Genomic DNA, 17,575 nt, shown 5'->3' with positions numbered 1-17,575 from the left:
GTCGCAAGCCCCGCGGGCCCCGCAGCCCCCGCAAGCCCCGTGGGCCCCGCAATCAGGCACACGCCGCAATCAGCGGACGGGCGAGAGTTCCGGGTCCTCGCGGAGCTTTCCGAGCGCGCGGGACACCGCGCTCTTGACCGTGCCGACCGAGACACCGAGCACCTCGGCGGTCTGGGCCTCGCTGAGATCCTCGTAATAACGCAGGACCACCATGGCCCGCTGGCGGTCGGGAAGCCGCATCACCGCACGCCACATCGCGTCGTGCAGCACCTGCTGCTCGGCCGGATCGGGCTCCGGCTGACCGGCGGGCTCGGGAAGCTCCTCGCAGGCGAACTCGTCGACCTTGCGCTTGCGCCACTGCGAGGTCCGGGTGTTCAGCAGGGCGCGGCGGACGTAACCGTCCAGCGCCCGATGGTCCTCGATCCGGTCCCAGGCGACATACGTCTTGGTGAGGGCCGTCTGCAGCAGGTCCTCCGCGTCGCACGGATTGGAGGTGAGCGAGCGCGCCGTACGCAGCAGCACGGGCCCCCGCGCCCGTACGTACGAGGAGAACGACGCGAAGGGCGGGTACGGCGAGAAGCCCGCGGGGCCGGTGTGAGCACTGTGGCTCGCGGGGCCGGTGCGGGCACTGTGGCTCGCGTGGGCGCTGTGCGCGGCCGGCGGGTGACTCGGGTACGACGAGTGCGCGGCCGGCTTGGCGGCTTGAGAGGCGCTCGTGCAGACAGGCGTGGTCATGGCTCCACGCTAGGAGCGAGGCCCACCCCGGGGGATCGGCCCCAGGTCCCGAAGCGGTCTCCGCCTCAGGGTGTAGTGAGGGTGCTGGCTCCACCTCCTGTAGGTGGAGGAGCGGTCGGGGAGGCCGTCAGGGTCACCCACGGGGAAGTACGGATCCGCCACCGTACGAGAGCATCGGTCACGCGAAGACCGTCGCTTACGCAAGGGCATCGGTCGCGCAGGGGCGTCGGCGGTCGCGCGGGGGTCATCGGCCGCGCGGGGGTCATAGGCCGCGCACCCTCGTCAGCGTCGCGGAGACACCGGAGAGACGTCGGCGAGACGCGGGCGAGACGTCGGTGAACGCGGAGAACGCGGAGAACGCCCTGCGCGACGGCACCGGAGTACCGCCGCGCAGAACGCACCTCACCCCTCAGTCACGCCCCCCGTCGGGCCGTACTTCACCACCAGAGGTTGTTGAAGGTCACCGCGACGTTCTCGTTGGACTGGTCGATCGTCGTGAAGCCCGAGCCGATCACATTCGCGGTGTTGTTCTGATTGGACGCCCCTTCGCCGGTCGCTACCTGCTGCGTCGTCGTCGAGTTGCCGAGGTTGTTTCCGCCCACCCCACTGCCGCTGATCGTGGCCACGGTCGCGTTCGATCCAGCACCGGAGAAGGCGCCGTTGTCGGCGTGAGCGACCCCGGTGAAGAGCGCGGCGGCGAGGGGCAGCGCGGCGACAGCGGCGAAGGCACGGGCGGTACGGAAGCTTGCCATGACATTTCCTCCAGGAACCAGAAGTACGGCTTGTTCCGAGGCAGTTGGCCGACTGTCTCGGTCGTGGTGACGACGTCGCGACCTCAGAATTGCCCACCGAATCCCCGGCGAACCACCCCGGAGCCCCTGATTCCCTCGCAAGCGTGAGGACATGTCGATAAACCCCTAATGCGCCCCCAAAGCCCCGACCTGCCCTCGCCCGGACGTTGCGATCCGAACCGCGAGCCCTTCCATCGCAAGGGAAGAAGCGTTTCGGCGCCTCCTCACCCTCCCGCCTCGAACCACCCCCCTTCCCTTCTTCGAACGCTTGTACGAACATAGACCCATGGCCATCACCGCCCGGCACACCGCCACCCTGGCCCTCGCGCACGCGCTGTCCGCCGCCGAGCGTGGGCTCCCCGTCTTCCCGCTGTCCTCCACCAAGCTCCCCGCGCTGCGCTCACCGCACAGGGGCGAGCCCGAGCCGGTTCTCTGCCGAGGCGAGTGCGGGCGTCCCGGCCACGGCGTGCACGACGCCACCACCGATCTCACCGGCGTACGCTCCCTGTTCGCCGCCGCGCCCTGGGCGACCGGCTACGGCATCGCCTGTGGCAGGCCGCCGCACCACCTCATCGGCATAGACCTGGACGTCACCTCGGAACCGGCCGCGGAACCGGCGCCTGACTCAGCCCCGGACTCAACTTTCGACGCACCCCCCGACTCGGTGGCAGCGCTCCAGCAGCTGGCTCTCCAGCATCTGTTCACGCTCCCGGAGACCGTGGTGGTCCTCACCCCCAGCGGTGGCCGTCACATCTGGCTGACGGGCCCGCCGAACGTCGTCGTACCGAACTCCGCGGGCCGGCTCGCCCCCGGCATCGACGTACGCGGCGCGGGCGGCTATCTCGTAGGCCCCGGCTCGGTCACGGCGCGCGGCGCCTACCGGCCGGCCCCCGGTACGGCCGGCCTGGCGCCCGCGCCCTGCCCTCGCGCCCTTCTGCGCCTGCTCACACCCCCTGCGCCCCCTACGCGTGCTCCGCACCACCGGCACCGCTCCGGCGCAGCCCAGGAACAGCCCGCGCGCGGCCACGGCCTGGTGCAGTTCGTACGCGCGGCACACGCGGGCCAGCGCAACACCCGGCTGTTCTGGGCCGCCTGCCGCGCGTACGAACACGGCTTCGGCGAGACGCTGACGGAACCCCTCGTCGACGCCGCCGTACACACCGGCCTGACCGAACACGAAGCCCGCGCGACCATCGCCTCGGCCGCCCGCCTCACCGCGGGCCCCTGAGGACCAGGTCCTGTCCGGACGGACAGGACTTAGCCGCGGCTCTTGAACTCGGCCGTACCCAGGGTGGTGAACCAGCCGCGCATCTTGTCCACGTCATCGGTAGCCGCGAGGGAGAGCAGAAGCAAGATGCGGGCCTTCTGCGGGCTGAGGTCGGCCGCGCCGATGAGCCGGCCGTCCGCCGTGTCGTCGTAGACGGCCCCGTTGCCCGTACGAGTCGTGGAGGCGAACACCGTGCCGTTCTTGGCCGCTTCGGTACGCGCCTTGCTCATGGCCGGAGAGATACCGCCCGCGCCCGTTCCCGCGGTCACCACGCCGTCCGCTCCGGAGTCCGCGAACGCCTTGATGGCCTCGCCGCCCGCGTCCTGATAGCTGTAGGCGATCTCCACCTTCGGCAGGCTCTTCCCCTTGCCCACGATCTTGTCGAGGTCGAACGGCGTCTTCCAGCTCGCCTTGCCGCACTTGTCGACCCGCGCGGGCGCCCGGTTGATCCGGACGCGGTCCTGGTCCACCACGCCCAAGGCGCCGCTGGCACCGCTGTTGAACGTATCCATGCGCAGCGCGTCCGTCTTGCGGACCTCACGAGCGGCCTGGATCTCGTCGTTGAGCATGATGACGCTGCCGAAGCAGGTCGTCTTACGGCCGGCGGCGAGCTGGATGGCGTTGTACAGGTTCGCCGGACCGTCGGTGCCGATGACGGTCCACGGGCGCATCGCTCCGGTGAGGATCACCGGCTTGTCGCTGCGTACGGTCAGGTCGAGCCAGTACGCGAACTCTTCCATCGTGTCCGTACCGGTGGTGACGACCGCGGCGTCGTTCGAGCGCAGCGCGTTGTCGACCGTCTGGGTCAGCCTGCGGTAGTCAGCTATGGAGTAGCCGCTCGAACCCTGGTTGCCGAACTGCACGGTGGAGACGTCCGCGATCCCGTCCACCTCGGGCTTGAGGTCACCCACCAGCTCGGAAATGGGGAGTTTGCCCGCCTGATAGTCCTGGAAGTCCACCCGGCTCTTACTCACCCCGGCGATCGTCCCGCCGGTGCCGATGACCGCGACCTTGGGCCGTTTGACCGGCGCCTTGCTGTGCTCGGCGGCGGCGGCCGTACCTGCTGTCAGGGCCATCACGGCCGTCAGCAGGACGGTTCGACGCAGAATTCCTCGCATACCGCACCCCTTCTCCGGGATCGACAGGACTGGCTGGGCTGCCGGGATCGCCGGGAGTGCCGGGAATGCTTGATGGGATGGATCAATCAGGGTCCGGGAGAAAAGGTGACCGAGTCGCATTTCGCGCCACGACCCGCCCCGTAAATTCGGCGTTTCCCGATGCTGACGCCAGGAGACCGCTCAACAGCCGTAGCCGGGACCGCGACTGGCGCCCTTCACTCGGACTCGGCGATCAGTTCCTCGACTTCACGCGCGGTCCATCGGCCGGCCGCACCCGGGCACGCCGCGAGATAGCGCGCGACGGTGTCCACATCCCAGGCGCCCGCCTCAAGCAGACCAGAGCCCAGGACCCTGACGTAGGACGCCGAAGGCTTGTTCCACTCCAACTCGTCCACGCTCCACGGAGCGGTGAAGGTAAGCACCGGGACCCCGTCCAACGCCCCCGGACAAACGAGCGCCTCGTACCGCCCACCCCCGAGCACCGCCCGCCCCTCGCTCAGCGCTTCCGTGAGGTCGAGGTCAACCCCCGGCTCCCGGTACATCTCCTGCGCCGCGATATCCGAGAACTGCCCCACCGAGACAAGGTGCGCCCTCGCCAACACCCTTCCCCTGACGCCGGGATCGTAGAACGCTCTCCCGCCACCCCAGACGGGCGACTCGGTGGCGAAATACATAACGCCGTCGAGCTCCACAGGCACGGACACCCTCGGCAGCCGCGTGTCCCTGCACCCGGGATACGCCCTGGCGGCACCCGGCGGCCGTCCGCCGACGATGTAGTACGAGAGCCGCTCAAGGCACGTATTGGAACCGTACGACGTGTACCAGACCTGACCCGGCGGAGCGCTGCCGCTCTCTCGCCGCTGAATGACGCGGGGGCTGATCACTGATCCACCGATCGCTAGTCACGGCGCCACGGCCGCTTCAACGCAACGGACACCCATCCTCGCCGAAACCAGCACCCACCGCCGCAGCCCAACACGGAAGGGGCGCCCCTCACCGAGGAGCGCCCCTTCTGACCAGCGCCTACGCTGACCTGCTGCGGTGGGTGTGGGATTTGAACCCACGGTGACATCGCTGCCACGACGGTTTTCAAGACCTTTTGCCGGGCGGCTGATCGGCGGCTTCCGCCGCAGCTCAGAGGGGCGATAGCGCAGCGCCGGAGCCATCGTCATTTTCACCGTGCCCCCTGCGTGCCCCCTACGCATGACAAGCAGGTCCAGCAGGTTCTCCGCGCCCCAACCGAAACCGTCCAGCTGATCGGCTCTGTCCAACCGATGATGCGGTCGGTAGCTTCCTGATGTGCCAAGAACGAGCGTGGGTAACGAGACGGACAGCCTATTGTGCGTATGGGTTGAGCCGTGGGGAACGGATCATTGGATGCGCCCTGGCGAGGTGTTCACCGTTGTGACCGAGGCGGAGGCTGAGGAAGCGCCGTTCAACGTCGTGGTTCATGACCAAGGCATCAGCGTGTGGGTGAATGCCGGCTTCAGCGCCGAGGTCATCGACCAGGAAGGGCGCACGGCGGCCTGTGGTCACCAGCGTCCCGACGGTTTCGACGCGGACTCGCGCTGGCTCACGGCTTGGGAAAAGGGCCGCACGACAGAGCTGGAGACCAAAGAGAAGTAGGGGCGCCTCTTCACGAGACACCCCTACAAACCCGTCGACGTTCAGACAGAAGTGGATCCGTCATCGTCCTCGGGCCCTCTGTCTGTCCGCTTGTGATCGTGCCCGTTGAGCCAGAAGTCCGACGCTTCCGCTACTTGCTCATCCCGACCGGCGACCGGCCGGGCGTAGTGCCGAGTGGTAACGCTCGCGTTCGAGTGCCCGAGCCGGTGCGCGGCGGTCATCACGCCGTACCGGTCGGCGACCCACGTCCCATGCGAGGCCCGGAGGTCGTGCGGCGTGACGTCAGTGAGCCCGGCAGTCGCCACGGCGGGATCGAAGTACGCCTTGCGCCACTGGTTGTAGCGCAGAGGCTTGCCGCCAGGCGTGACGAAGAGGAGGGCGTCCTCCCCACCCGACAGCGTCTCCAGGTGCCGGCCGATCCGCGCCGCGAGTGACGGCCCGATCCGCAGAACCCGCTTCTGATGGGACTTGGGAGTGTCGAAGACGAGGGTGCCGTTCGCTTCGGCCAGGTTCTCGTCGACGAGGACCAGGCCGCCGGACACGTCGATGTCCGCTCGCCGCAACGCGAACGCCTCCCCGACCCGCAGACCCGCGTAGGCGAGCAAGGAGATCAGCAGGTCATGCGGTTTCGTCGCGCTCCGCACGATCCGTGAGGCTTCCATCGGGGTGAGGATATGCGGCTCGGTCTGCGGCATGCGCGGCAGCTTCACGCCCCTGCACGGGGTCTGCCCGATCATCTCGTTGTCGACGGCCGCCCGCATGATCTGCGAGAGCACCCGGTAGGCCTGCCTGATCCGCGATGCGCTGAGACCACGGGTCTTCATCGCACCGACCCATTCGACGATGGTGATCGGCCGGAGGCTGGAAAGCTCACGGTCACCGAGCGCCGGAACGATCAGCGAGTTGATCAGGGATCGGTACGACGCCTGTGTCTTGTGCTTGAGCTGCGGGGAGACCGCGGTGAGCCATCGTGCCGACCAATCGCGGACGGTGGTCCGTCCCTCGGCGGGGTCGAGCCAGCGTCCCTCCTCCATCTCGATACGCTTCCGTGCCAGCCAGCGATCGGCGTCCGTCGTTGTCGCGAACGTCTGATCAGCGGCACGCAGCACGCCGTCAGGCCCCGGATACCGAGCCTGGAACCGGCCGGACGGCAGCTTCCGGATCCGACCGAAGGCGCGTCGGGACTTACGCTTCGCGGCCATCAGGCAGCCCTCCGGTACAGGTACGCCGAGGCGGGCCGCAGGACGATCGGCGCCACCGTGTGGGCACTGACGTACTCCTCCACGGCACTCTCGGGGATGCGGACGTGTCGGCCGACCTTGACGAACGTGATGCGGCGTTCCTCGATGAGCCGGCGAGGGAAGCGGAGACCGGTGCCGAGGCGTTCGGCGACCTGATTCACGGTGAGCAGTCGGTCCGCCACGGTCACCACTCCCCCTCGTTGGCAGTGCGCTCCTTCAGTACGTCGCGGGCGGTCTCGCGGTTGGTCTGGAGGTCACGGGCGATGGTGGCGGCCAGAGCTCCTTCGCCGGGGGTGTGCCCGTGGCCGACGTACTGCCAGTCCGTCAGGGTGTCCGGTTCACGGTCGGCCAGGCCGAGGACGGTCGCTTCCTGTGAAGCGCGGTAGTTGGCGCGTTCCTGGCGGAGGGCGCCGAGGGTGGTCGAGTAGGTGCGGGACTTGGACGAGAAGTGGCCGCGAAAGCCGAGCATGTGCGCCCAGGCCCAGAGGCGCCGATCCGGATAGAGGCTGTCGAGCTCACGGCATGCGGTGATGAGCCGACGGGTGTGATCGGGAACGCGGTGGCGGTCGAGTTCGGCGAGCTCGCCGATGCGGCAGTCCAGGGTGCCGGTGTTCTCGGCGGCTTTGGTGGCGTACTTGGCCACGTACGAGGCAACAGCCTGTTCGGTGACATCTGAACCGTCGCCGAAGGCCTTGACCGGGCGGACGTCGAGCTGTCGGCCCCACCGGAAGGTCCGGGCCGACTGTTCACCGGCAGCCGGGACAGAGACCGACGTGTACGAGTGCGCGGCTGCGGCGCGTATAGCGTCGGTGAGGAGATCAACCGTGGCCCACGCGGGCGGCGGCGTACGAGGTCCCTCGGGGCCGTCGAGACGTACGACGGCGTGGAAGTGGAGGGCTCCACGCTTCTGGAATTCGGCGACCTTGCCGAAGGAGACGCGGAGATGGTCGCCCAGCTCACGGCGTGGGATTCCTGCGTGGATGGCGAGTTCGCGGCGGAGTCGGGTGGTGAAACGCTGCCAGAGCTCCCCGGCATGGTTGTTGAAGAGCACGGCGCCCGCGTAGTCGTAGGTCTCCGGATCAAGGGCGGAGCCCAGGTCTCCGGAGTCCGAGGCGTGCGCCGTACCGCACCGGCAGTTGCCCCGGTCGGGGCGGTTGTGGACAGGGCCGAACGAGGGTGCGGTGAGGGTGGCGAAGACGCGCGGGTGGTCGCGGACGGCGGCGGTGATGTCGCGGCGGTCGTCTCCGGCGAGGCCGGCACGGATCAGGTGGTAGGTGTCGCCCGCGTAGGTCCAGGCGCAGGAGGGGCAGCGGGAGGCACGGCGGTTGCCGCAGGCGATGCGGAGGCGCCCGCCCGGCTCGTACGCGGTCGAGTAGCGGTGCAGGGTCTCGCCGGTGGTCTTGTCCTTGTGGGTTACCCAGCCGCTCAGATGGACGGGGTCGGCACAGCCGCCGGTGCGGCGGATCTGGTCCTCCCAGCGGGTGTAGTCGGAGGCCGAGGCCACCCGGAGGACGTCCCCGAGGACGGTCGGGTCGAGCTGTGGGGCGGGCATGGGCCGCTTCTGTTTCGAGGGTGAGGGCCGGTGGGCCATGCTGGGGGTTCCTTCCGGTTGATCGATCGGTGGGCACGGCTCCCGGGCGGCGGATGCTTGGCGGTATCGAGGCCGCCCGGGGGCCGGTCAGCGGCGTTTGGCGTCGGACGCGATCAGGGAGCGCAGGACGACCGCGCAGACGGCGACCGATGCGCTGGTGACGGCGACCGCCAGGAGCAGCGAGACCAGGACGGTGCCGACGACCAGGACGACGGCAGTCCCGGCACCGACGAGCGCGACCGCGGTGCCGGGGGTGAGCTGTACGACCGGACGGGACGGCTCAGGGGCGGCGGCGGTTGCCGGGGCAGGCGTGCCCGGCGTGATGGTGGTCGGCTGGACGACGGCGGGCGGGGTGACCAGGCCCGAGGGCTGCGGCATGGTCGGGATCTTGGGCTGGAACATGGGTGGTTCTCCTCTCCCGGGCGCGGGCTACTTGACGGCGGTGTCGATGACGGAGGCGAAGAGGCTGTCGGCGAGGAGGTAGCCGCCGAGGAGGAGCACGCAGATCAGCCACGCCGGCGGGCGGAAGAGCTTGATGCCGAGGTAGCCGACGACCAGCAGGGCGATCCAGAGGGGGACGTCCATGGACGCTGTCTCCTAACGGACGGTGCAGCGGTGGGTACGGGCGGCGAGTTGGGCGGCGGTCCGGCTGGAGTAGTCGGCGGACCAGCCGCAGCGGTCGGCAGTGCAGACGGCGGCGTGGACGGTGCGGCCGGTGCGGTCGCGGTGAGTGCCGATCTGCACGGGGCCGATACGCATCACGGAGTGGAAGGTGTCGCGGGCGGGCATGCCGGTCAGCCCCTGTCGGTCGTCGGGTCGGTGTACTGGGCGCGGATGCTGCGGGCGGTGGCCGGGTCGTCGACCCGTCGTGCGGCTTCCTCGGCGAGCAGGTGGGCGAGGAAGGGGCTTCCGGCTGCGGCCATCTCACGCGCTCCATCGAGGTAGTCGGCCAGGGTCAGGTCGGCGGGATCGTGGGTCATCTCAGTTCTCCTTTGCGGTCAGCTGAGGCGGGCGGCGATGGCGTCGGCGAGGTGGGGCGGAACGCCGAGGCGGGAGCGGAGGGTGTCGGTGTCGATCGGTGATCCGGTGCGGGTGCGGTACTCGTCGGCGACCTTGCGGGCGTGGTCGATCAGCACGGCGGGAACGGGCGGATCCGGGGACGGGGCCGGGGGCGAGGACAGGGCCTTTGTCGCAGGGGGCTCATCGGCCTGGGATGGGATCGGGGCGGCGTCAGGCACACGCGTCGGCCCGGCGTCCTTCGTCTCCGTGACGGCGGCTGGCGGAGCTGGCTCTGGCTTCCCCGACGAGTGGGCGAGGAGAGTGCCACCGAGGAAGGCGAGTGCGGGCCATCCGGCGATGCCGAGTCGGAGCGGGGCCGGCGGGTCGGCCAGGTCGAGGAACCCGGCGGTGGCGACGTTGGCACCGAGCGACGCGAACAGGGCGATCAGGAACCAGCACCAGGCCAACCGAGACGGACCCTCGCTGCGCAGCCGACGCCAGGCGGCGACGAGGAGCAGGTCGACGCTGACCGGGTAGGCCCATGCCTTCCAGCCGTCCTGTCCGGCCGCGGCGGCGAGGTCGTGCAGGTGGGCGAAGGACAGAGCTCCGGCGATGACCGCCTGGATCAACACCGCGTCGATCCGGAGACCGTGCCGGGCGCCCATCAGGAGTCCTCAGCGGGGTCGGAGTCTTCCGGGAACGTGCCCGGCGGCGGCTCGGGCAGCGACACGGCGAGGGACGGGCTGACGACGTCCACGAAGTCGAGGTCGGCGCCGGCCATGTCGGCGTACAGAGCGAGTTGACCGAGCAGAAGCACGGTCCGGGCGAAGTCCTCGCAGTCGGGGCACATGGCGGTTCTCCCTTCTCTTGGCATGGCAGTGGTAGGGACTCGGCGCGAAGACGGTCACGCCTACCGGGTGGGGGGAGAGATCAGGCGGTGGCCGGAGAGGCCTTCGCCGATGGCACAAGCTCGGTGGCGGTGCCGGTGGTGGGCCGGAAAGAGGCCAGCTCTAAAAGGTCCGGGGTCCTGTCGGCGTACCGGTTGCAGAGGTTCACGGCCTGGCGGAGCGAGGTGTGCGGAGCGCGGATGCGGTGCCAGCCGCCGGACGCGTCTCCCGCGATGGCGAGGCCTCGCAGTTCGGCGGGAATCTGGATGGCGGCGAGGACCGCGTCCGGGGCGATGTCGCCGAAGGCCATGTTGGCGGACGTCTCGTCGTTGAGACGGTGGGCGGTGCGGCCGGTGAGTTGGGCGCGGAGCATGGTGATGCCCTTGCCGAGTTCGGAGCCGAAGCGCTGTCCGCAGATTTCGAGGTAGATACCGGCGGCGCGGCCGAGCTGTGCGAGGCGGACCAGGGCGGTGATGATGCGGTCCCGCCGCCTTTCCTCCTCCTTCGTTGCGTATAGAGCGAGTTCGGCCACCTCGTCGACCAAAACGACGACCGGGGTCGGGCGGAGCTCATCAGGCAGGTCCCAGATGTCGGCGGCGATCTCCGCGTCCGGCACATCGACGGTGATGCGCTGCTGGGTACGGATGAGGCGGTAGACGTCAGCCATCCGCACCACGAGTGCATCGAGGAGTTCAGCAGCGGTGTCCGGGCTGTCGGCCAGCGCTGAGAACCGGCGCGCCAGCGGGAAGAGTTCGACCCCTTGCTTGCAGTCGATGCCGACGAGGGCAACGTCCAGAGGAGCAAGGCCGGCGACCAGGTTGCGTTGGTAGACCGACTTGCCGGACTCCGTGGCGCCGAGGGTGAGGGCGTGAGGTATCGCGCGGTAGTCGCGGTAGTGCACCGACCCGTCCTCCCGAAGGGCGACCGGTACTCGCATCGCCCGGGTCTCCGTCTCAGCGGGCATCTGCACCCGCTTGAGCACGTCGTATCCGGTCATCCGCACCTCGACGACACCGGACCGCACCTCACGCGAGGTCACGCCGAACATCGAGAACGAGTGCCGAAGCCGATCCGAGGCCGCGGCGATGTCGAAGACGTCCTGCCCGGGACGGAGCTTGAGTCGGAGGACCAGGCCGGTGCGAGTCGGCCGCAGCCGCCGGATACGCGGTGGGCGGGGCTCAGGTATCGGCCGGTTGGTGGCCCGAGCCAGAGATAACCGCCACCGCGCCGGCGGAACGGTCAACCCGCACGCGTCCATGACCGAGCGGTACCGGACCAAGACCCGCAGCGCGGCCAGAGTGACCCCGAAGGCCAGCCAGTACCAGGCGGGCCGCCGCCACCGCAGGAGACCCGCAGCGGCGACGACCAGCACCAGAGCGACCGTGAAGGCGGTCATGATCAGGCCGCCTTCGACCCTGCGGCGGCGACGTCGGCGAGCGAGGTGACCGCGACCGCGCGGAACGCGATGCCGTGCCGCCGCTGACCGTTGAAGTCGTTCTCCCACGGGCGTGCGATCAGGCCGGTGAGCGCGACCGGCGTACCCATGGACAGCTCACCGGTGATCCCAGGCTCCGGAACGGTGACGGACAGGATCTCCACCTCCTCGTTCGCCGCGAACATCACGTCCACGGTCATGAGCTGAGCACCGGTCTCCATGTCGGTGGCGATCTCACCGGTGCGGCGGTCACGGACCTTGACCTGCGGAGTCTTGGCGACCATCACGACAGCGCTGGAGGTGTCGACGGGAATCTGACGCACAGCGGATCACTCCTCTATAGATGCTGAACTCCGTCACTCATGTATATGAGTGACATGAAGAAGAGTGCCCGACTCCTGTACATGAGTCAACCCGCCGCGAAGAAGAACTCGCGACGGGTTGCGGGAAGTTGAGCGGACGTCAGTCGTCGGCAGGGATCCGATACTCGAAAACGAACTGGTCAGCGGCCATGAGCGTGTCGCACACCTCGACCACCCGACCCGCGGTCGTGCGGGCCTCCCGGATCAGGTGAACCACGGGCGCGCCAGGGCTGAGTGCCAGTTCCGACGCCTCCGACTTCGAGGCCGGGCGCGCTTGCAGCGTCTCGACGAACTCCGCGAACTCATGCCCGTGGTCTTCGAGTCGGGCATAGATGCCACCGCCCCCGGGGTTCTCGGCGAACAGCTCGGGGATCTCCTTCACCACGTCCCAGGGCAGGTACGACGAGGCGGTTTCCACCGGCGTGCCGTTACGGAAGTAGAGGCGCCGGCGGGCCAATACCTGTGTACCGGTGGGAACCCCCAGACGCTCGGCGGCATCCTCGGGCGCGTCCATGGGGCCGATGTAGAGGACGCTGACTTTCGCGGTGGCGCCGGACTGTGCGGACTCCGCGAGGTAGGCCGCCTGGCCACCTTGCCGGAGCGAGCGCCGGAAGCGATCGGAGGAGCGGTGCCGTACGGGGGGCCGGTTCTTCACGATCGAGCCCTTGCCATGCCTGGTCTCGACGAGCCCACTCGCTCGTACCTCGACCATGGCCTTACGGATCGTCCCGCCGGAGACGCCGTAGCGGTCCACCAGCTCGGATTCGCTCGGCACCATGTCGCCGGCCTTGAGAACCCCCGCCCGGATCTGCTGCACGAGGTCATCAGCGATCTGCACATACCGAGGACCGGAACCGGCCCCTCCCGCCGCAGTTCCCATAGTCCTTCCCTGCCTCCTATGCTCCTCTACATGAGTCAACCACAGGAAGCGGCACCCACTCCCCTGCACTCCGTGTCCGTCGCCGGAGTAGTGGTGCGCGAGGACGGCCGCCTCCTGGCGATCCGCCGAGCCGACAACGGCACCTGGGAGCTCCCCGGCGGCATCCTCGAACTCAACGAGACACCCGAGGCCGGCGTTGCCCGCGAGGTCTGGGAAGAGACAGGCATCCACGTCGAGGTGGACCAGCTCACCGGCGTCTACAAGAACACGACCCGAGGCATCGTCGCTCTGGTCTTCCGCTGCAAGCCCTCCGGCGGCACGGAGCGCACATCAAGCGAGTCGACCGCCGTCTCCTGGCTCACACCCGACGAGGTCAGCGAGCGCATGGCCGAGGTCTACGCTGTTCGCCTCCTGGACGCCCTGGACGACAACGGCCCTCACGTGCGGAGCCACGACGGCAAGCAGCTCATCCCAACGGGATAAGACTTTCTCTACTTCATCAAGGCCCGCGCACGGCGCGGGCGCGCGCCGCCTCAGCGGCGCGGCCTGCCTCCTGTCTTCGCCCCGGCTGGCCGCGCCCGGCGGCGCGCTCGGCGGCTGCGGGCATGAAGTGGGAGACACCCTCTGTGGCTGGGGCGGTTGGCTCCACGGCTTTAGCCACCTCCCCGGTTCGGGTCCCGCGTCGAGCAGGACCAGGGGGCCACTCGTTCAAATTCCGGGCAGGATCACAGCCTGCCCGAGTTGCCGGCCAGCGTACGGCCCCCTGATCCTGCTCGACCCCAAACCGGGCAGGACACCGGCCAAACCCGCTCCACCAACCTTCTCTGCAAGCGTGTCGAGCACATGAGCGCACCAAAGCACGGGTTGTCTCGTATCAATCCGTACAAGCGGCTTCACAACGGGTAATCTTCGAGGCTAAGCTTGGCAACCCTTTATGTTGTTGTTCGCACTCACCCGGGGGCCCGCATGGCCGACTATTCTGCCAATGAATCCATGCTCGGCTACCTATATCAGGCGAGATATGCACTGCACGCCGCCCTGAGTCGAATCCAGTCTGGATCAAGCGCAAATGTTCGAATTGAACAATTGGACGATGTCAGCTTCGACACTCCCGGGACTCCGACGGAACTGCTGCAACTGAAATACCACACGGATCCGACCACCACGATCCCTAACGCCTCGGCTGACATCTGGAAAACTCTCAGGGTTTGGCTAGACCAAGCACCCGGGCATTCCTTCTCGCATGAAAATCCCGTGTCTCGCTATCTGATCACAACGGGAAGGGCCGCAAAAGGATCAGCCGCGCACTTTTTGCGTGACCGTGGCCGAGATCTGAATGAGGCAACAAAGATACTAACAAATACTGCAGAGACTTCCCAGAACGACAAGCAGCAAGACGTTTACAGCATGTTCCTCAAGTTGAAACCGGAGGAGAGAACCGCCTTGGTTTCAACATTTATTGTGGTTGATAACGAACCTCTGCTGGAGGACCTGGAAGCTGAACTACAACAGAAGCTGTACTTCGCAGCCTCCGAGGACAAGCGACCAGCTTTTCTTCGTCGACTAGAAGGCTGGTGGTTCCAACGATGCGTTCAACATCTTAAGGATAAAACCGCCCCGCCGATTACGGTCGCCGAAATCCAGGAAGAGCTTGAACTAATAAGGGAAGAGTTTAGGCGCGACAATCTTCCCATCAATCCGGAGATTTTTGATATCGTCGAGGAAGAGGGTGCGGAAAGCGATTTCGTTCGCCAGCTCAACCTAATTAATGTCACCGGACCACGGCTAGCCGGAGCTGTTTCCTGCTACATTCGAGCTTTTGCGCAGCGATCAGAATGGGTCCGAGATGACCTACTGACGCCGGGGGAACTCTCTCGCTACGAGGACCGGCTGAAGGAGGCTTGGCGAGTGCGATTCTGGGAATCGCGAGAGGAAATTGGAGAATCCGCCGCCGAAGCAGAAAAGATCAAAGTCGCACGGGTGCTATATAAGTGGGTTGAACAAGAAGCTGACATCAGAATCCGCGATATGTGCCGCGAGGCATTTGTGATGCAGGGCACCTATCATGGCCTCGCCGACCACCGAGAGGTCGGATGGCATCCGGACTTCGAAGTGAGGTTGGCAACCTTACTTGAGAGTGAGTCTGCATGACCCAGTGGCTTCAGCAGTTCACCAGCCAGGAAGAATCAGCTCTTTTCAATCCTGCCTTCCTTGCCGCTGTCATCCGCAAGTCTGCTGAATATTACCAAACCGAGGCAAATGAGCCAATGCCAATTTCTTTGGCATTTTTGGTAGTTCCCGCAGCTATGAGTAAACAGATTCGCGACACGTTCCCCCTCACCAAAGCAACATCGCTTGTAGTCTGGGTTGAAGCCCACGAAAGAGAGCGTTTGATCTTGCAAACGAACACCCCTGCTCTGGCGCCGGCTGTGAGAAAGGGGCTGATCCTGGGCGCGCAGGCTAATCTATTCACATTGCGAGACGCAAAAATTACCGCGACGTCGGCGCGAAGTATCAAAAATTTGGTATCACTGTCACAAGGCTCCGCTGAGGTGAAACACATCCTCAAAGTAGCCGAGCGTCTAGGGAAAAGCTTCGCCAGATCCGGTGACGTAGCTTCTATCTTTTCGACCTGGGGAGTCAGCGCAGGATGATGCAGATCCGTGAAATTGTGCTCTATTCCTGGACCGGGAAACAACGACGCCTTCCCCTAAAGCTAAATTCTGTCAACATCATCACCGGAGATTCCGCGACCGGAAAAACTGCCCTTACGGACATCATTGACTACTGCCTCGGTAGCGGAACTTGCGAGGTCCCTCGGGGAAAAATCACTGAGACCGTGTCATGGTACGCGCTCCATCTTCAAGTGAATGACTCCGAAGTTTTTGTAGCAAGGCAGGCGCCCGAAGAGAAGGCGCAATCATCACAGCGAGTTTTCATTAAGCAAGGATCGACAGTAAGCATCCCCAGCTATGCGGACCTTGGGCAAACCACAAATGTCGACGGCCTCATTAGCCTTCTGTCGCGACTGCTTGAATTCCCGGATACCGGAAACTCCGAGCTGCAAGGAATCCCCAACTACGCTGTAACCTTGCGTCACGCGGCATTCTTCCTTTATCAGCAGCAGGACGAAATCATCAGCCGGCAGCGACTTTTCCACCGCCAAGGCGAATCCTTCGTCTCAAACTCCATACGCGAGACGCTCCCGTTCTTTCTAGGCGCCATTACTGCGGAGGACGTGCGGGTTGCGCGTCGAATCAGTCGACTAAAGAAGCGTGTGAGGGAAACTTCTAAGGAAGTAGCTGACCTTGAGGCAGCGGCTGACCGCGGCGGCATGCGAGCCCAGCAGCTTCTGGCCGAGGCGGCAAACGCAGGTTTGACCACACTAATCTCTTCGGATGACGGTTCTTTGACCGTCGATGCGCTGGCTGAATTGCGAACCATTCTGGCCCTCCGGCAAAGCACAAGCGCCAGATCCGGAGATCTTGACGGTGCGCAACTCGGCAATTCCAACAGGGCACGTCAAGCTCTACTTGAGGAACGCGACCGAATCCGCAGCAGGTCGAAACGAGCTCAGAGCTCCCTTGAGTCAATCGCTACAGTGCTAAGTGATAGAAGAAACTTCGAGAGGGAGGCTAGCGAGCAACGGGCTAGGGTTTCCTTTGTACAGCTAATCCCCGACACTGATAATGACGGGTGCCCACTATGCGGATCCCAAGTAGAGGGGCACCGGGAGGAGGTCGCGGGGCTTCGTGAGCATTTTATCTCACTGAATAACATGCCTCGGTCTGTTTCGTCTGAATCGCCTAGGCTTAAGGACCTTGCGGAGACCCTCAAGCGAGAGATCGATGAGTGCCAGCAGGCAATCAGAAACAACTCCGCGCAACTCGAATCAATAGAGCGGACGAGCGAACGCGAACGAAATCTCGCCCTGCAGGAAAGTGTCCAGGCCACCGTAATTGGTCGCATCGACTTCTACCTTGAGGGTGTTGGAGGAGACGAGCGTCTTCGACTACTCAGGCAAGAACTTGAGTCTCTGAAGATTCAGCTTGAAGCGGCTGAGAGTGAAGTCGACTCTGACGTCATCCGCGATAGAACGCACTCAATCGTTTCGCGACTGAACCAGCGGATGACCAATTGGTCCAGCCGACTCCCAATCGAGCATTCGACAGATCCCATGAGGCTCGACATTAAGAAGCTGCAGATCGTGCTGGATACTCCGACTGGGCCGCTAGCAATGCCTCAAATTGGCAGTGGGCAAAGCTGGGTCGCCTATCACTTACTGGTACACATGGCGCTCCATGAATGGTTCGCTAAACACAGCAGGCCAGTTCCTGGATTTGTGTTTTTTGACCAGCCTTCACAGGTCGGATTCCCAGCAGATTCTGAGTACAGAGACAATGATGCAATATCAGGCGATAGACATACGATCGCCGATACATTCCGCTTTATTATTGACGCTGCAGGTCGAGCTGAAAAACCCTACCAAATCATCATCGCCGAACATGCCGACTTCGACGAGCAATGGTTTCAAGACTGCGTTCGAGAAAAATGGAGAAATGGCATTGCGCTAATTCCTCAAGATTGGTGATGAGTTCTAGGCGCACCAGCCCATGGCAGAGCTAAGTGCCCAGTTTCTCCGG

The 17,575-nt window shown here is 65.6% G+C and carries 22 protein-coding genes; 6 read left to right on the top strand and 16 right to left on the bottom strand.

All coding sequences use genetic code 11. The annotated features are described in order from the left end of the window. Positions 1 to 69: 69 nt before the first annotated feature. The gene (locus tag IF11_RS0103650) at positions 70 to 735 is read right to left on the bottom strand and encodes a SigE family RNA polymerase sigma factor (protein WP_078490407.1); all 666 of its coding nucleotides are present in this window, start codon (positions 733 to 735) and stop codon (positions 70 to 72) included. Positions 736 to 1,172: 437 nt separating this feature from the next. After that, on the bottom strand, positions 1,173 to 1,487 hold the full coding sequence (locus IF11_RS0103645; protein WP_030349931.1) for a hypothetical protein: 315 nt from the start codon (positions 1,485 to 1,487) through the stop codon (positions 1,173 to 1,175). 325 nt (positions 1,488 to 1,812) lie between these two features. On the opposite strand from IF11_RS0103645, the gene IF11_RS0103640 reads away from it, so the two are divergent. Continuing rightward, positions 1,813 to 2,754 carry a bifunctional DNA primase/polymerase gene (locus IF11_RS0103640; protein ID WP_030349930.1) on the top strand — a complete coding sequence of 314 codons (942 nt, stop codon included), beginning with the start codon at positions 1,813 to 1,815 and terminating at the stop codon, positions 2,752 to 2,754. Between the two features lie 29 nt (positions 2,755 to 2,783). On the opposite strand, the gene IF11_RS0103635 is transcribed toward IF11_RS0103640, so the two are convergent. Beyond that, positions 2,784 to 3,911 (bottom strand): asparaginase, encoded by a 1,128-nt coding sequence (locus tag IF11_RS0103635; protein WP_030349929.1) that lies wholly within the window; start codon positions 3,909 to 3,911, stop codon positions 2,784 to 2,786. A 215-nt stretch (positions 3,912 to 4,126) separates the two neighbouring features. Further along, positions 4,127 to 4,792: a histone deacetylase gene (locus IF11_RS0103630; protein WP_206300652.1), complete on the bottom strand. Its 666-nt coding sequence runs from the start codon at positions 4,790 to 4,792 to the stop codon at positions 4,127 to 4,129. Positions 4,793 to 5,315: 523 nt separating this feature from the next. Here IF11_RS0103630 and IF11_RS0103625 point away from each other — a divergent pair. Then, positions 5,316 to 5,537 carry a hypothetical protein gene (locus IF11_RS0103625; protein WP_240627665.1) on the top strand — a complete coding sequence of 74 codons (222 nt, stop codon included), beginning with the start codon at positions 5,316 to 5,318 and terminating at the stop codon, positions 5,535 to 5,537. A 41-nt stretch (positions 5,538 to 5,578) separates the two neighbouring features. Here the strand turns inward: IF11_RS0103625 and IF11_RS0103620 are convergent, their stop codons facing one another. The 12 genes from IF11_RS0103620 to IF11_RS0103565 form a co-directional block, all read right to left on the bottom strand. After that, positions 5,579 to 6,739, bottom strand: coding sequence for a tyrosine-type recombinase/integrase (locus IF11_RS0103620; RefSeq protein ID WP_030349926.1), 1,161 nt, complete (start codon positions 6,737 to 6,739; stop codon positions 5,579 to 5,581). Beyond that, on the bottom strand, positions 6,739 to 6,960 hold the full coding sequence (locus IF11_RS0103615; protein WP_030349925.1) for a helix-turn-helix domain-containing protein: 222 nt from the start codon (positions 6,958 to 6,960) through the stop codon (positions 6,739 to 6,741). Before IF11_RS0103615 ends, IF11_RS0103620 begins: the two co-directional genes overlap by 1 nt. Before the next feature lie 2 nt (positions 6,961 to 6,962). Next, on the bottom strand, positions 6,963 to 8,369 hold the full coding sequence (gene repSA / locus IF11_RS0103610; protein ID WP_030349924.1) for a replication initiator protein RepSA: 1,407 nt from the start codon (positions 8,367 to 8,369) through the stop codon (positions 6,963 to 6,965). Between the two features lie 87 nt (positions 8,370 to 8,456). Beyond that, a complete protein-coding gene (locus IF11_RS0103605) occupies positions 8,457 to 8,771 on the bottom strand; it encodes a hypothetical protein (RefSeq protein ID WP_030349923.1) in 315 nt (104 codons plus the stop codon). Between the two features lie 27 nt (positions 8,772 to 8,798). Next, a complete protein-coding gene (locus IF11_RS39905; protein WP_098894951.1) occupies positions 8,799 to 8,954 on the bottom strand; it encodes a hypothetical protein in 156 nt (51 codons plus the stop codon). A 12-nt stretch (positions 8,955 to 8,966) separates the two neighbouring features. Further along, positions 8,967 to 9,158, bottom strand: coding sequence for a mobile element transfer protein (locus IF11_RS0103595; RefSeq protein ID WP_030349922.1), 192 nt, complete (start codon positions 9,156 to 9,158; stop codon positions 8,967 to 8,969). A gap of 5 nt (positions 9,159 to 9,163) precedes the next feature. Next, a complete protein-coding gene (locus tag IF11_RS0103590; RefSeq protein WP_030349921.1) occupies positions 9,164 to 9,349 on the bottom strand; it encodes a hypothetical protein in 186 nt (61 codons plus the stop codon). A gap of 18 nt (positions 9,350 to 9,367) precedes the next feature. Beyond that, positions 9,368 to 10,033 (bottom strand): DUF2637 domain-containing protein, encoded by a 666-nt coding sequence (locus IF11_RS0103585; RefSeq protein ID WP_030349920.1) that lies wholly within the window; start codon positions 10,031 to 10,033, stop codon positions 9,368 to 9,370. After that, the gene (locus IF11_RS0103580; RefSeq protein ID WP_030349919.1) at positions 10,033 to 10,218 is read right to left on the bottom strand and encodes a hypothetical protein; all 186 of its coding nucleotides are present in this window, start codon (positions 10,216 to 10,218) and stop codon (positions 10,033 to 10,035) included. Before IF11_RS0103580 ends, IF11_RS0103585 begins: the two co-directional genes overlap by 1 nt. Positions 10,219 to 10,298: 80 nt before the next feature. Continuing rightward, the gene (locus IF11_RS0103575; RefSeq protein WP_030349918.1) at positions 10,299 to 11,651 is read right to left on the bottom strand and encodes an FtsK/SpoIIIE domain-containing protein; all 1,353 of its coding nucleotides are present in this window, start codon (positions 11,649 to 11,651) and stop codon (positions 10,299 to 10,301) included. 2 nt (positions 11,652 to 11,653) lie between these two features. Further along, complete coding sequence (locus IF11_RS0103570; RefSeq protein ID WP_030349917.1) at positions 11,654 to 12,013, bottom strand: SCO3933 family regulatory protein; 360 nt, start codon at positions 12,011 to 12,013, stop codon at positions 11,654 to 11,656. Positions 12,014 to 12,152: 139 nt separating this feature from the next. Then, complete coding sequence (locus IF11_RS0103565) at positions 12,153 to 12,932, bottom strand: GntR family transcriptional regulator (protein WP_030349916.1); 780 nt, start codon at positions 12,930 to 12,932, stop codon at positions 12,153 to 12,155. An 18-nt stretch (positions 12,933 to 12,950) separates the two neighbouring features. Between IF11_RS0103565 and IF11_RS0103560 the strand changes: the two genes are divergently transcribed. The 4 genes from IF11_RS0103560 to IF11_RS38390 all read left to right on the top strand — a co-directional run bounded on the left by IF11_RS0103560 (position 12,951) and on the right by IF11_RS38390 (position 17,523). Further along, positions 12,951 to 13,415, top strand: a complete 465-nt coding sequence (locus IF11_RS0103560; protein ID WP_030349915.1) for an NUDIX hydrolase — start codon at positions 12,951 to 12,953, stop codon at positions 13,413 to 13,415. 483 nt (positions 13,416 to 13,898) lie between these two features. Then, the gene (locus tag IF11_RS40670; protein WP_133243176.1) at positions 13,899 to 15,083 is read left to right on the top strand and encodes an ABC-three component system protein; all 1,185 of its coding nucleotides are present in this window, start codon (positions 13,899 to 13,901) and stop codon (positions 15,081 to 15,083) included. After that, positions 15,080 to 15,586, top strand: coding sequence for a three component ABC system middle component (locus IF11_RS40665; protein ID WP_133243177.1), 507 nt, complete (start codon positions 15,080 to 15,082; stop codon positions 15,584 to 15,586). The genes IF11_RS40670 and IF11_RS40665 overlap by 4 nt, the downstream gene beginning before the upstream one ends. Next, positions 15,583 to 17,523: a DUF3732 domain-containing protein gene (locus IF11_RS38390; protein ID WP_078490403.1), complete on the top strand. Its 1,941-nt coding sequence runs from the start codon at positions 15,583 to 15,585 to the stop codon at positions 17,521 to 17,523. Before IF11_RS40665 ends, IF11_RS38390 begins: the two co-directional genes overlap by 4 nt. Positions 17,524 to 17,575: the final 52 nt, after the last annotated feature.

This window comes from Streptomyces scopuliridis RB72 (genome assembly GCF_000718095.1).
In the GTDB taxonomy this organism is placed as follows: domain Bacteria; phylum Actinomycetota; class Actinomycetes; order Streptomycetales; family Streptomycetaceae; genus Streptomyces; species Streptomyces scopuliridis.
Note: the sequence above shows the minus strand (reverse complement) of the source record. Positions and strands in the feature narration are given on the sequence as shown.